At 54.2% G+C, this 12,997-nt stretch carries 8 protein-coding genes; 3 read left to right on the forward strand and 5 right to left on the reverse strand.

The genetic code is table 11. The features are described from left to right. Positions 1–235: 235 nt before the first annotated feature. Together guaB and purL are read right to left on the reverse strand one after the other, a co-directional pair. Complete coding sequence (gene guaB, locus CAP48_RS11925) at positions 236–1,696, reverse strand: IMP dehydrogenase (RefSeq protein WP_100696987.1); 1,461 nt, start codon at positions 1,694–1,696, stop codon at positions 236–238. A 103-nt stretch (positions 1,697–1,799) separates the two neighbouring features. Beyond that, complete coding sequence (gene purL, locus CAP48_RS11930) at positions 1,800–5,861, reverse strand: phosphoribosylformylglycinamidine synthase (RefSeq protein WP_242444471.1); 4,062 nt, start codon at positions 5,859–5,861, stop codon at positions 1,800–1,802. Positions 5,862–6,234: 373 nt separating this feature from the next. On the opposite strand from purL, the gene pbpG reads away from it, so the two are divergent. Then, a complete protein-coding gene (pbpG, locus tag CAP48_RS11935) occupies positions 6,235–7,146 on the forward strand; it encodes a D-alanyl-D-alanine endopeptidase (protein WP_100696991.1) in 912 nt (303 codons plus the stop codon). Between the two features lie 274 nt (positions 7,147–7,420). Here pbpG and CAP48_RS11940 read toward each other — a convergent pair whose 3' ends face one another. Then, entirely contained in the window at positions 7,421–8,137 is a 717-nt protein-coding gene (locus tag CAP48_RS11940) for a hypothetical protein (RefSeq protein ID WP_100696993.1), read from the reverse strand. A gap of 63 nt (positions 8,138–8,200) precedes the next feature. On the opposite strand from CAP48_RS11940, the gene CAP48_RS11945 reads away from it, so the two are divergent. Continuing rightward, complete coding sequence (locus tag CAP48_RS11945) at positions 8,201–8,662, forward strand: GatB/YqeY domain-containing protein (RefSeq protein WP_100696995.1); 462 nt, start codon at positions 8,201–8,203, stop codon at positions 8,660–8,662. Positions 8,663–8,927: 265 nt separating this feature from the next. Here the strand turns inward: CAP48_RS11945 and dinB are convergent, their stop codons facing one another. Further along, a complete protein-coding gene (gene dinB / locus CAP48_RS11950; protein WP_100696997.1) occupies positions 8,928–9,992 on the reverse strand; it encodes a DNA polymerase IV in 1,065 nt (354 codons plus the stop codon). Positions 9,993–10,206: 214 nt separating this feature from the next. On the opposite strand from dinB, the gene CAP48_RS20065 reads away from it, so the two are divergent. Then, a complete protein-coding gene (locus CAP48_RS20065; protein WP_153045690.1) occupies positions 10,207–10,557 on the forward strand; it encodes a hypothetical protein in 351 nt (116 codons plus the stop codon). Here CAP48_RS20065 and CAP48_RS11955 read toward each other — a convergent pair. After that, positions 10,468–12,849: a UvrD-helicase domain-containing protein gene (locus tag CAP48_RS11955; RefSeq protein WP_161495244.1), complete on the reverse strand. Its 2,382-nt coding sequence runs from the start codon at positions 12,847–12,849 to the stop codon at positions 10,468–10,470. The two genes, CAP48_RS20065 and CAP48_RS11955, sit on opposite strands and share 90 nt — an antisense overlap. Between the last annotated feature and the right edge of the window lie 148 nt (positions 12,850–12,997).

Here is a 12,997-nt window from a genome sequence, read left to right on the forward strand (position 1 = left end):
ATGTAACGCTTTGGCATGGTCTGGCATCAGCGCAGCGCTGTGTAATGTTCTGACATTCGTGTCAAGCCTTGCCATATAATCTGATCCGCGCAATGCCTTACGATACTGATGCTTTATCAGGGCTTGCATTAGCGTGACGTTTTGTTTATGTCGTAAAAAACCCGACACAGCAATAAGCAGGGCCGGGTTTAAGTTCGGTGTTTAAGTACCGAATTGGTATGCGGAAATGATGTGCTTAGTCGGCGCGGTAGTTCGGCGCCTCTTTGGTAATTTGCACATCATGCACATGCGATTCACGCACGCCAGCAGACGTAATTTCCACAAACTGCGGCACAGTACGCATATCATCAATTGTGGCGCAGCCACAATAACCCATAGAGGCGCGGATGCCTCCTACCAGCTGATAAATAATCGCCAATACGCTGCCTTTGTATGGCACGCGACCTTCGATCCCTTCAGGCACCAGTTTGTCGGCGTTGTTTGCCGGGTCCTGGAAATAACGGTCGGCAGACCCCTGTTCCATAGCCCCAAGGCTACCCATGCCACGATAAGACTTATAGGAACGGCCCTGGAATAACACGACTTCGCCAGGCGCTTCTTCAGTGCCGGCGAACATGCCGCCCATCATGCAGGCAAACGCCCCGGCAACCAATGCCTTGGACACGTCGCCGGAATAGCGGATACCGCCATCGGCAATGAGTGGTACGCCGGTACCTTCCAGTGCCTTGGCAACATCGGAAATGGCGGTAATCTGAGGCACGCCAACACCTGCAACAACACGCGTGGTGCAAATTGAACCTGGGCCGATGCCGACCTTGACGCCGTCTGCCCCGGCCTCTACCAGCGCCTTGGCTGCCTCGGCAGTGGCAATGTTGCCGCCGATTACGTCAATTTCCGGGAAATTTTCTTTCACCCAGCGTATGCGATCAAGCACACCCTGCGAGTGGCCGTGAGCCGTATCGACAATGATGACATCAACATCGGCTGCAGCCAGTTTACGTACGCGCTCTTCGGTGCCCTCGCCCACGCCAACGGCTGCTCCCACACGCAATTGACCGAATTCGTCTTTGCTTGCGTTGGGATGTTCCGTATTCTTGACTATATCCTTGACGGTAGCCAAGCCACGCAGCTCGAACTCGTCATTGACGATCAATACGCGCTCCAGGCGGTATTTGTGCATCAATGCCTGGGCTTCGGCGAGCGTGCCACCTTCGTGCATGGTGATCAGGCGCTCTTTGGGCGTCATCACAGATGTCAGAGGGACATCGAGCCGGTCTTCGAAACGCAGATCGCGATTGGTAACAATACCAACTAGTTTTCCGTTATCTACCACCGGCAAGCCGGAAATACCATGTTTTTTCTGAAGAGCAATGGCGTCGCGCACTTTCATATCGGACGTGACAGAAACCGGATCAATCACAATACCGAATTCGTGACGCTTGACGCGGGCCACTTCGGCGGCCTGCTCATCAGCTGTCATATTCTTGTGGATGATACCGATTCCGCCTTCCTGGGCCATTGCAATGGCCAGGCGCGCTTCAGTCACTGTATCCATGGCGGCAGACACCAACGGAATATTCAGTGTGATATTACGACTAATTTTGGTTTTGAGAGAGGTGTCGCGCGGCAACACATTTGAGTACGCTGGTACCAGAAGAACATCGTCAAAGGTAAGCGCTTTTTGAATAAGACGCATGAAATAACTCCGGGCGCAAAGCAAAATTATACGCTTGCGCCCGGATTGAATCAACCGGGTTGCGCGCTCAGGGGGAAATATTACCGACGCGCAAGCGGTTTGATTACCCCATAGCCACACGGGCGTTCATAAACATCCGCATCCACGGCGTGTAATCGCCCCCGTCATCCTTGTCGCCCCAACGCTCGGGATGCCAGGACATCATGACATTGCGCGTCACCCTTTCCGGATGCGGCATCATAATAGTGAACCGACCGTCGGCCGTAGTGACAGAAGCAATACCCTGCGGGCTGCCATTAGGGTTGGCCGGATATGCTTCGGTCACAAACCCGGCGTTCGATACATAACGCAACGTCGTGTGAGCCGAGTTAATATTGCCCTGCAGGCCAAAATCGGCGAAGCCTTCGCCGTGCGCCACGGCAATCGGTAACCGGCTGCCCTGCATATCCTTGAAAAAGATCGAGGGAGAATCGGCCACTTCGACAAGGCTCAGGCGCGCTTCGTACTTGGCGGACTGGTTATAAGTAAATCGCGGCCAGTCCTGCGCGCCCGGAATCATGTCGGCCAGGGTCGCCAGCATCTGGCACCCGTTGCAAACACCAAGCGCAAACACGTCGGGTCGTGCAAAAAAGGCGGCCAATTGCGCCGACAACGCCGGATTGAACCGGATCGTGCGCGCCCAGCCTTCACCGGCCCCCAGCACATCGCCGTAGCTGAAACCGCCCACGGCCACCATGCCCTGGTAGTCATTTAGGGATGTGCGGCCGGACAATAGATCCGTCATGTGCACGTCATAGGCGTCAAACCCGGATTTATCAAAGGCCCAAGCCATTTCCACCTGACTGTTACAACCCTGCTCTCGCAGAATGGCAATTTTTGGGCGAATGCCACTCGCAATATAGGGTGCAGCAATCTGCTCTTGCGGGTTGAAACCAATAACGGCGTTCAACCCGGGATCGTCGCGCTCATCCCAAGTATTGAACTCTGCCAGCGCACTGGCCGGGTTATCGCGCCGCTTCATGATTTCATATGTGACCTGGCTCCAGGCCTTGCCAAGCTCAACCCGGTCCAGACCGAAAATACGACGGCCATCCCGATAGAACTCAATCTGATCCGACGCATTGGGCGCGCCAATTACATTTGAGATACGAGACAGCCCCGCTTCACGCAGCGCCTGTAGCACTTGGTCGCGCTGTTCGGCACGCACCTGGATAACGGCGCCCGCCTCTTCATTGAACAAGGCCTTGACCGTCAATTCATCTCGCTGCACTGCCACCTGTTCCGGGCGAATTTTATAGTCTCCCCAATCGGCAGACGCTTCGTCAAACGTCAGCATATCCAGATTGATGGAAACACCCACATGACCGGCAAACGCCATTTCAGCCACGGTAGCCAGCAATCCGCCGTCCGAACGATCGTGATAGGCCAGTATCAGGCCTTGCTCTACCAGCGAGCGAATCGTTAGAAAGAAAGTTTTGAGCATGGCCGGATCGTCAACATCGGGAGTCTCAGATCCGTATTGATCAATTACATTTGACAACACAGAACCTGCCAGGCGCTGTCGTCCCTGTCCCAGATCCAACAAAATCAGTGTGGTTTCACCTTGGTCTGTGACCAATTGCGGGATCACCGTTTTGCGCACGTCAGCGACTGGGGCAAAAGCGGTTACGACCAGCGAAACCGGCGCCACCACTTCCCGGGCCTCGCCCTGCTCGTCCCAGCGCGTACGCATGGACAAGGAATCTTTGCCCACCGGAATCGACAGGCCGATACTCTGGCATAGTGTAGACACGGCATCGACGGTATCGAACAGGTCGGCATCCTGGCCTTCGAAGCCGCAAGCGGCCATCCAGTTGGCCGACAACTTGATGTCTTCCAGTGCCGCCACATCGGCCGCAGCCAGATTGGTGAGCGCTTCGGCCACAGCCATTCGGCCCGAGGCAGGCGCATTGCCAATGGCTAGCGGCGTGCGCTCACCCATTGCCATGGCTTCGCCGCGAACCGATTCGTAATCGGCCAGCGTGACGGCGCAGTCGGCCACGGGCACCTGCCATGGGCCGACCATCTGGTCGCGTGAACACAAGCCACCTACGGTACGATCGCCGATGGTAATAAGAAAGGATTTATTAGCCACAGTCGGATGACGCATCACCTGCAGGCTAATAGCGACCAAATCCAGGCCGGTCACATCCATGGGTGTCAGCTGGCGGGATTTATGCTCGGCCTGACGCTTCATGCGAGGCAGCTTACCCAGGATGACATCCATGGGAACATCGACAGGCGCAGGCCCATTGACTGGCAACGACGCCTGAGCGTCAGTAAATCCGGGCAAGCCCTGGCCGTCGGAAACTTTCAAGTGGCGTTCCGTGGTGGTTACACCAACGACGGCAAACGGGCAGCGCTCGCGCGCAGCAATCGATTCAAAGCGGGGCAAATCTTCCGGCAGAATGGCCAGCACGTAGCGTTCCTGCGCTTCGTTGCTCCAAATTTCAGCCGCCGACAGCCCTGACTCTTCCAGGTGAACTCGTTGCAGATCGAAAATGGCACCGCGGCCGGCGTCGTTGACCAGCTCGGGAAAGGCGTTTGACAGTCCGCCTGCTCCGACGTCATGGATGGCTATAATGGGGTTGCTTTCTTTGAGTTGCCAGCAGCGATCAATCACTTCCTGGGCACGACGCTCAAGCTCCGGATTTCCACGCTGCACAGAATCAAAATCCAGCTGCGCGGTATTGGCGCCGGCGCTCATGGACGACGCCGCACTGCCTCCCATGCCGATACGCATACCAGGCCCGCCAAGCTGAATCAGTAGCGCCTGCCCTGGAATGACGTCTTTATGCGTCAGCGCTGCATCAATACTGCCCAGACCACCCGCAATCATAATGGGCTTGTGATATCCCCAGCGCACGCCGTCGACCGTCTGCTCAAAGGTACGGAAATACCCAAGCAGATTCGGTCTGCCGAACTCATTATTGAAGGCCGCACCACCAATGGGCCCTTCGATCATGATATCCAGCGGACTGGCAATCCGGTCTGGCAGGCCGTAGGGTTGCTTTTCGCGCGTTTCGGCAATATCTGGCAGGTTCAGATTGGATACGGTAAATCCGGTCAGACCGGCTTTCGGCTTGGAACCGCGTCCAGTTGCGCCTTCGTCGCGAATTTCACCGCCGGCTCCGGTCGCCGCGCCTGGAAACGGCGCGATCGCCGTTGGATGATTGTGCGTTTCCACTTTCATTAGCGTATGGGTCAAGCGCGCATGGCTGCCATATTTGGGAACGGCTGCATCGGGACCGTTGGCGTCGAAACCGGCAAAGAAGCGACTCGCCTGGCCACCCTCCATGACCGCTGCGTTATCGGAATACGCAACCACCGTGCCCTTCGGTTGTGCCGCGTGCGTCTTGCGGATCATGCCGAACAGTGTGTCTTCTTTTTTCTGGCCGTCGATTTCCCAGCTGGCATTGAAGATTTTATGGCGGCAATGTTCGCTGTTTGCCTGCGCAAACATCATGAGCTCCACATCGGTGGGGTCGCGTCCCATTTCGCTGAATGAGGCGAGCAGATAGTCTATTTCTACCGGGGACAACGCCAGGCCCAGGCTGGCATTAGCCTCGTCCAGCGCCTGTCGGCCGCGCGCCTGAACAGGAATTTGTGCCAACGGTTTTCCGGGCAAGGTTTGCATAAGAACAGAAGCGTCAAATGCTGCATTCACCACGCTTTCGGTCATTCGATCATGAATCAGCGCCGCGATTTGCGAATGCTGCTCTTGCGTGAGTTTTTTGGCGCCCAGCAGTCCTTTTTTCGAAACGAACTGGTATTCAATGCCGCGCTCGATGCGCCGCACGCTGGACAATCCGCAATTGTGAACGATATCGGTTGCTTTGCTGGCCCACGGCGATAATGTTCCCAGCCGCGGCAGCACCCGTAATACCAATGCATCCGCAGCGGGTGTATTGGCCTGCGCAGTGCCGTAATTAAGCAGCTGGGCCAGTCGCTGCTGTTCTTCCTGCGGCATGGCGCCGTCGGTAAAAATATGGTGCTCGTAACGGGCCGAAACGTCTTGCACAGGCAATCCGGCCTGGGCAAGCGCGGCAAGCAATCGCTCTTTCTGAAACGGAGTCAAGGCGGCACAGCCGTATGCAATCTGGTAATGATGTTGAGTGTCTGACACAATAAAAACCGGAGTAAATGATAATTGCCTGAACAGGAAAGCCATATTTTATCGCTCCGGCCCACTCTCATGCGCAATAACCACGCACTTGCAATATTTACCTGGATATTTCCGGCCACACGATCCCGCAATTTCAGTTATTTGTTCCCTGAAAATTTTTGATACAATTTTGTGTGAATTAGGAAAAAATAGCCGAATTTGATATCATCTTCGTGCTATGTCGGTTAATTCGCCCGCAAAACGGTGCGGCACTCAAGGCTTCTACACTTAAGAACAAATTTAGATATCGCCCCTAACCCATTAATAATTATATTTTTTTTGAAATTCTATTTATAATTGCGTGACCCTGATCTAATTTGTTCGTGACGATCCTATGCAAAAATTTCTCAGAAAAACCCTGACTGCGTGTCTGGCCGTCGTGCTGGCTACTGGTTCTATTGTTCCGGTCTCCAGTTTCGCTCAGGAGGACGGTGGCGGTCAAACCTATGACACGCTTCCCCTGGCAAGCACCGTTGTGGGCCAGGCCGACAATGGCGGTATTGTACGCTCCCAGGTGGCATATGTGGTGGATCTTACCGATAACCGCATACTGTACTCCAAAAATGCCGATGTTATCCGGCCTATCGCCTCTATCAGCAAGCTGATGACGGCGCTGATCATTACCACGGCCAACCTGAACATGAATGAGCAAATCATGATCACGGCCGATGATATTGACCGGGTAAAAAAATCCTCATCGCGCCTGTCTGTCGGTACCGTGCTCACACGCAATGAATTACTGCATCTGGCACTGATGTCTTCGGAAAATCGCGCGGCGCATGCACTGGGCCGAACCTATCCGGGCGGAATGAACGCCTTTGTACGCGAAATGAACGCCAAGGCGCGTCAGTTGGGCATGACCCGGACCCGTTTTGTGGAACCTACAGGATTGTCTCCGCAAAATGTCGCCTCTCCGCGGGATTTAGTGCGTCTCATGCAGACCGTACAGCAGCAGCCGCTTATCCGCGAGTATACCACCAGCGACAAATATGAAATTGTCACGAGCAATGGCCGAGAACAGCGCTATCGCAACACCAATCGCCTGATTCGCAATAACAACTGGAGTATCCAGATCTCCAAGACAGGCTATATCCGTGAAGCGGGCGACTGCCTGGTAATGATGACTGAAATGGATCATCGCCCGGTTGCCGTGGTTCTTCTGAATGCCGATGGTGGCCTGACCCGCTTTGCGGATGCGGTGCGCGTCCGACATATGGTTCAGCAGGACTACCCCACTCTGCTGTAAGAGTGCCAGACAACAGGCGGCCGATTCGCTGCCGCCTGATTCGCGGGCTTATTTTGCTCGACCTCTTCTGGCTTGGCCCCACTTCATCTGACTTGATCTAGGCTCACGTCAACTGGCCGCTCAGCACCTGACCTGTGGTCACAGGCCGACATAACCTGGTCTCAAATCAACTAATCTCACATTACCTGTTATCACATAAGGGAATCTGAGCCGGATTGACCTCAGATGAACCACCTTGCGTTCATCGACTCAAAGTTGAGCTGATCAACATCGACTAATGCAGCGACGATGGCGGCGCCTTGCCGAGTTCATTGTTTTCTTCCTGCTCGCCGGCATAACGCCAATATCGTAATGGCACGCAGGTCTTGAGCCGTTCGAACATTTTTGCAATCAGCGCCTCGCTGAACGATTCGGCCGAATTCATTGCGATGTCAATGGTTGCGTCCGCCTGCAGGAGCGCCATCCGGCCGTGTGCCTCGCGAGCCCTGGCGGAGGGAACCGACGTATCACGATCGGCATGCAACAGGTGTATGGTTGTGTCCAGGGACAATTGCAGCGGATAGGCTGGAAACTTCGCCCCAAACGTAATGAGCCTGCCAGCGACAGGAATCTCCAGCAGCGTCAGACCTAAGACCAGGGAGCCGGCGGTACCGACTCCGATTACCGCCGTCGCCTCGCTCAATACACCATGGGTGCGTTGCCCGTCCTGAATATCATGCTCCAGCGATTTGATGCTGGCCCCCAGGCGGGGTGCAAGTTGCGCCGACGTTTGTTCATCCGGCTCAGTATCCCCCACGTTTAGCCATGCCGTGTCTGCCTCCAGCGCAACCATCGCGATACGAATAACAGCGTCGGGAAATTCGGCACGAATAGTGCTCAACAGAAATGGCATATTCGTTAACTGCTCACTTTCTTCATGCAGAATATAAAACAGCTGGCCATGCGCGTCACCTTCCGGGAGAAGAATCTGGGAAGTCTTTATTTCCGTCATATATATCTCCGAAAAAGTTGTGCCATAATATGGAACTAATCTTACCACTCCCGGAATAAATTCATGTCTTCTTCCCTCAAAATCGCAATATCGAATGCAGTCAAGGAGGCTATGCGGGCCAAGCAAACAGCAAGGCTGGGTACGCTGCGTTTTCTGCAGGCCGCCATCAAACAGAAGGAAATAGATGATCGCGTCGAACTGAACGATGATCAGGTGCTGGCAATTGTGGAAAAACAAGTCAAGCAGCGCAAAGAATCGATTACCGCTTTTGAGAACGCCGGTCGCACTGAAACCGCAGAGGCCGAGAAAGCGGAACTGGCCGTGCTCAAGGAGTTTTTACCTGAGCAAGCATCTGAACAGGAAGTGGACGAAGCGGTCGATGCAGCGCTAACTCAAGTAACCTCGGATGGTGTTACGGGGCCGGCCGTCATGGGCAAGGCCATGGCCATTCTCAAGGAAAAATTGGGCGGTCGCACCGATATGGGAGAATTATCCAAGCGGCTTAAGGATCGTCTGAAATCCTGAGGATTTTCCCCAGAAAATGCGCTGTTGCCTGTCAGACCTGCAGCGCAAATGACCTGTTGCTAAAGGCCGCATTTCGCATTCGTCAATTACCCGGTCAACGCCATTTTCGTCATGCTTAACCGCTGTCAGAAAATGGCTTTTTTATGCGCGATACTCCTCAATTCTTTTAAGGACGATGAAGCTATCGTACCGGGCAAGCGCAATACAGCCATTGTCTATCGATAAATCTTGCCTATAAAGCCAGCGTTTCCCGTGCTGCCCTTCTCTACAGCAGCGACATCTGGGCATCGACTTCATCGACTTCGGCAAAGGTGCTGACACCCAGGCCAACCAATCGATATAGCGTATGACGCTTGTCGGCTTCTACCCGCTCAAGCAGCATGGCCGCAGCCTGTCGTATGTCGTCGACGGAATACATCGGACTGGAATAGGTCTGTGACCGGGTCACAATCCTGAACGAAGCAGTCTTGAGCTTGAGGGTGACGGTTCGACCGAACTTGCGCTTGCGCAAAACTTGCTCCCACAATTTTGTAGCGATGGCATCCAACGGTTCCTGCAGTTGTATATAAGGCAGATCCCGGTCAAAAGTGGTTTCCGTGGACACTTGCTGTGATGGCTGATTGCCGTCCACTTCTCGCATATCAATGCCACGCGCCAGCTCGTACAGACGATGGCCATGGCGTCCGAAATGATAAGTCAGTTCCCATTGGCTGCGCTGACGCAAGTCAGCAATGGTTTTCATATTTAGCCGGTGAAATTTTGCCAGCGTTACGCGACCGACACCGGGAATTTTTTCCAGCGGCAGATCCTGTAAAAACGCCAGCACCTTTGACGGTGGAATAACGCAAATACCATTAGGCTTATTCCAGTCAGACGCAATTTTGGCCAGGAATTTATTGGGCGCTACACCGGCCGATGCGGTCAGTGACGTTTGCTGAAAAATTTCCTGCTGGATGCGACGCGCCACTTCGGTGGCCGATGCGATGCCCTTGTGATTGACCGTCACATCCAGGTAGGCTTCGTCGAGCGACAGCGGCTCTATCCGGTCTGTGTATTGCATAAAGATTGCGCGCACCTGGCGCGACACATCGCGGTAAAGTGTAAAGTTGGGTGCAATATAGATGGCATGCGGACACAATTGACGCGCACGCCGCACCGACATTGCCGATCTCAGCCCATACTTGCGCGCCTCGTAAGAAGCCGCGACAATGACTGAACGAATGCTCTCCCATGCAACTACCACGGGCAGACCCCGGAGCTGCGGATTTTCACGCAGTTCGACCGACGCATAAAATGCGTCCATATCAATATGGACAATTTTTCTTGTCATGGATTAAGGCGGTCAGTTCGTATTACAATTGCATTGTAGCGATTCGCACTACTCTCAATCCAGGTACCCCTTTATTATGCAAAAATTTGTTGTATTGTCTGCCATTCTTATCTCCCTGGCCGGTTGCGGTGTGCATCAAGGCCACTATAAAGGGGCGCCTGCCGTGCCGGCTGATGCCCCACCTCCAACCTCTTTACTGTCAGAGTAAATCATAATGGGCGAACCTGGTATACACACAAGCCTTGTCCGGGCGATCCCGCAAGGCGTTCAGCTACTGACCCAGATCAACGATTTGATGCTGGACATCTATCTTCTTGTCGCAGACGTTGACTTTGACCGCATCCCGGATATTTTGCCTGAAAAACGTTTCCAGCAGGAAGGCCAGATTCATGTATCCAGCCTCGGACTTGAGGACGAACCGGTAGAGGATGAAATGGAATCAATTCTGGCCAATATGGATTCCGAAGATACAGTGCTATTTTTCTGCGCTGACGAGCAGGCTTATCATATCGCGCTTGATTTTATCAACTATGACGGAGAGCGAGCGTTTCGGCCCGTTAGTTAAGCGGCTGGCACATAGGGACGACCTTGCCACACCCGTTGCCGCACCCTTGCCAGACATTATTTTACGTGCCATTTTTGAAACGTAGGCGGCTTGTGGCATCATTACCATTGTCTTGCGTGCCTGTCTTGCCTTGCGCCAGTCAAGGGCGTTCAGAACGGCTGTTGTATCGCGCATAAGCTCCTTGACAAACACCGACATTTTTTCTTGCTCTCGCGGAACCAGCAGCCACACATGCTTTCGGGCTCGCGTCAGAGCGACATAAAAAAGTCGCCGCTCGTCCGCATGATCAAAACATTCCTGTTTGGGTAAAAAATGTTCAAGCACCTTGTCAGCAGGCCTGCGGGATGGAAATCCGTAGGTCCCCTCCTCCATATTCAGAATACATACATAATCGGCCTCCAGTCCCTTGGATGCATGCACAGTAGTGGCGCTAATGCGCAAATGGGGGTAGCAAGCGGCATAGACTTGCAGTTTCCGGCTATCGGGCAACAGATGTTTGAATCGGGCCAAAATGAGTACCGATGACGAGGCCACTGATGACGCGGGCCTGCCCGGCAGATTGCGTGCGAGCGTAGACTCGGTCGCCGCAAGTTGCAATTGAGATAAAACAACCGCCAGTCCGTCCTGCTGCGCGACAAGCGTGATTACCGGTCCCCCACCACTGCTGGCAGCGTGCAACTGCTTGCGGTTCTGAAACGGGTTTTTCATCAGAAACCGACTGCTGACATCGCACAATATCTGATTGAAGCGAAACGTGCGGCTGAGCGGCACGATTCGGGCGGCAGAATGCACACACTCGCGAAAATGCGTGCTGTATCGAATCTGGCTACCTGCAAAGCGATAAATAGCCTGCCAGTCGTCACCCACGCAAAACAGGCGCAACTGCGGGCGCTGGCGCAACATGGCGGCAATGAGAGCGAACCGCGAGGACGAGATATCCTGGAACTCATCGATCAGTACGTCGCGCCAGGGAACGATAAAGCGTTCACTTGACACATACTGCGTTGCGCGGGCAATCATATCGTCAAAATCAATTTGACCCCTTTCTCGCAAACGTTGTCCGTAAGCCTTCACCAGCGGCTGCACCAAAGCCGTTATATTCACGATGCGACGGTGCTCAGCAATTCGCATTTCATCAGTCTCTTTTGGCGCAGACGCCGCCTGCGCGCAAAACTGACGATACAGCGGCAAAACCGCCGCAATCTGCTCTACCAGGCCACGCCACCGAACAGTGCCCACCAGTGAGCGCAAGCAATCACGAACGCTGCCTGTCCCGCTCTCCGGCACAAAAGTGTTATGGCGCGTATGCGGTAAACACGCCATGTCGATGCAGACCTTATCGTTGACGCCATACGCTGTGAGTTCTTGGCGCAGCCGATCAATCAGGTAGCTGATATCGGACAAATACTGCGGGTCTTCCCACAGAATGATATGACGGGTGCCATGACGACGGTGAATAGCGACCAGACGACGGGCCAGCGCTGCCATCGCGCATTGATCGGCGTCCCTTTCAGTGCAATCGAACACATCGACGTAGACGTCTATATCCGACAAATGAAATATGCACTGATATGGGCGACGCCGCCCAAGGAATTCCGAATAGGGATAATGTTTTCGATAGTCGTATGCCACGCCCATGATGCAAAGCGCGTTTGCCACCAGGCACTCGACGGGATACCGGACTACCTCTCCTTGTATCGTCAGCATCAGGCAACTATCCAGATGAGCCTGATAATCGGCGCGCGTGGCGAACTCGCAGGACAATGCTACGCCCGGATCAATCACCGAAAAATACTCAAACAACAAACCAGCGTACTCGTCAGACATGTTTGCCAGTTGCTGGATCTGCTTGTCGACAAATGCGTTTAGTTTCTGTCGATTACCGCAAAGATCTGCCAGTGCGGGCGATTGCTTTTCCACCTCGCGCACGATGTGCAAGCCCAGACTATGGAATGTGCTTGCAGCAAAATCGTCCATGGGCCAATGCGCACTAAGCCTACTGTGCATGCGGTCCTGTATTTCCAGCGCGGCCTCGCGGGCAAAGGCCAGACAGAGAATGTCAGCGGGCCTGGCCAGGCCGTGCGCCATGAGAAACGCAGCACGTCCTGTCAGCGTGCTGGTTTTGCCAGTTCCGGCGCCGGCCAGCACAAGCGTGGCGGGTGCATTCGAGATGCAGGCCAGCCGCTGCTCCTGAGTAAGCGGTGTACGTTCTATACTGTCAAACAGATCGGCATAACGGGCCAAGCACGCTGCCTCGTTTACCGGTTCAAAGGCCTCATTCGCGTTTTGCATTAGGACTACGCAAATGCCCATAGCATAATCAACGATAACGACGCTGGGTTGCCGACTCGTTGTTTTTATCCAGTAGTAAGTTCCTCATAGATCGGTACGCCTGGGCTTGAATGTCACGCCAACGGCGCTCAACGTACGCATCAGAGAT

Origin of the sequence: Advenella sp. S44, from assembly GCF_002810445.1 — a bacterium.
In the GTDB taxonomy this organism is placed as follows: Bacteria; Pseudomonadota; Gammaproteobacteria; order Burkholderiales; family Burkholderiaceae_B; genus Advenella.

Coding starts and splice junctions, on each gene's coding strand:
- guaB (WP_100696987.1), bottom strand. CDS start 1,696: ATGCGTCTTATTCAAAAAGCGCTTACCTTTGACGATGTTCTTCTGGTA.
- pbpG (WP_100696991.1), top strand. CDS start 6,235: ATGCAAAAATTTCTCAGAAAAACCCTGACTGCGTGTCTGGCCGTCGTG.
- CAP48_RS11940 (WP_100696993.1), bottom strand. CDS start 8,137: ATGACGGAAATAAAGACTTCCCAGATTCTTCTCCCGGAAGGTGACGCG.
- CAP48_RS11945 (WP_100696995.1), top strand. CDS start 8,201: ATGTCTTCTTCCCTCAAAATCGCAATATCGAATGCAGTCAAGGAGGCT.
- dinB (WP_100696997.1), bottom strand. CDS start 9,992: ATGACAAGAAAAATTGTCCATATTGATATGGACGCATTTTATGCGTCG.
- CAP48_RS20065 (WP_153045690.1), top strand. CDS start 10,207: ATGGGCGAACCTGGTATACACACAAGCCTTGTCCGGGCGATCCCGCAA.
- CAP48_RS11955 (WP_161495244.1), bottom strand. CDS start 12,849: ATGCAAAACGCGAATGAGGCCTTTGAACCGGTAAACGAGGCAGCGTGC.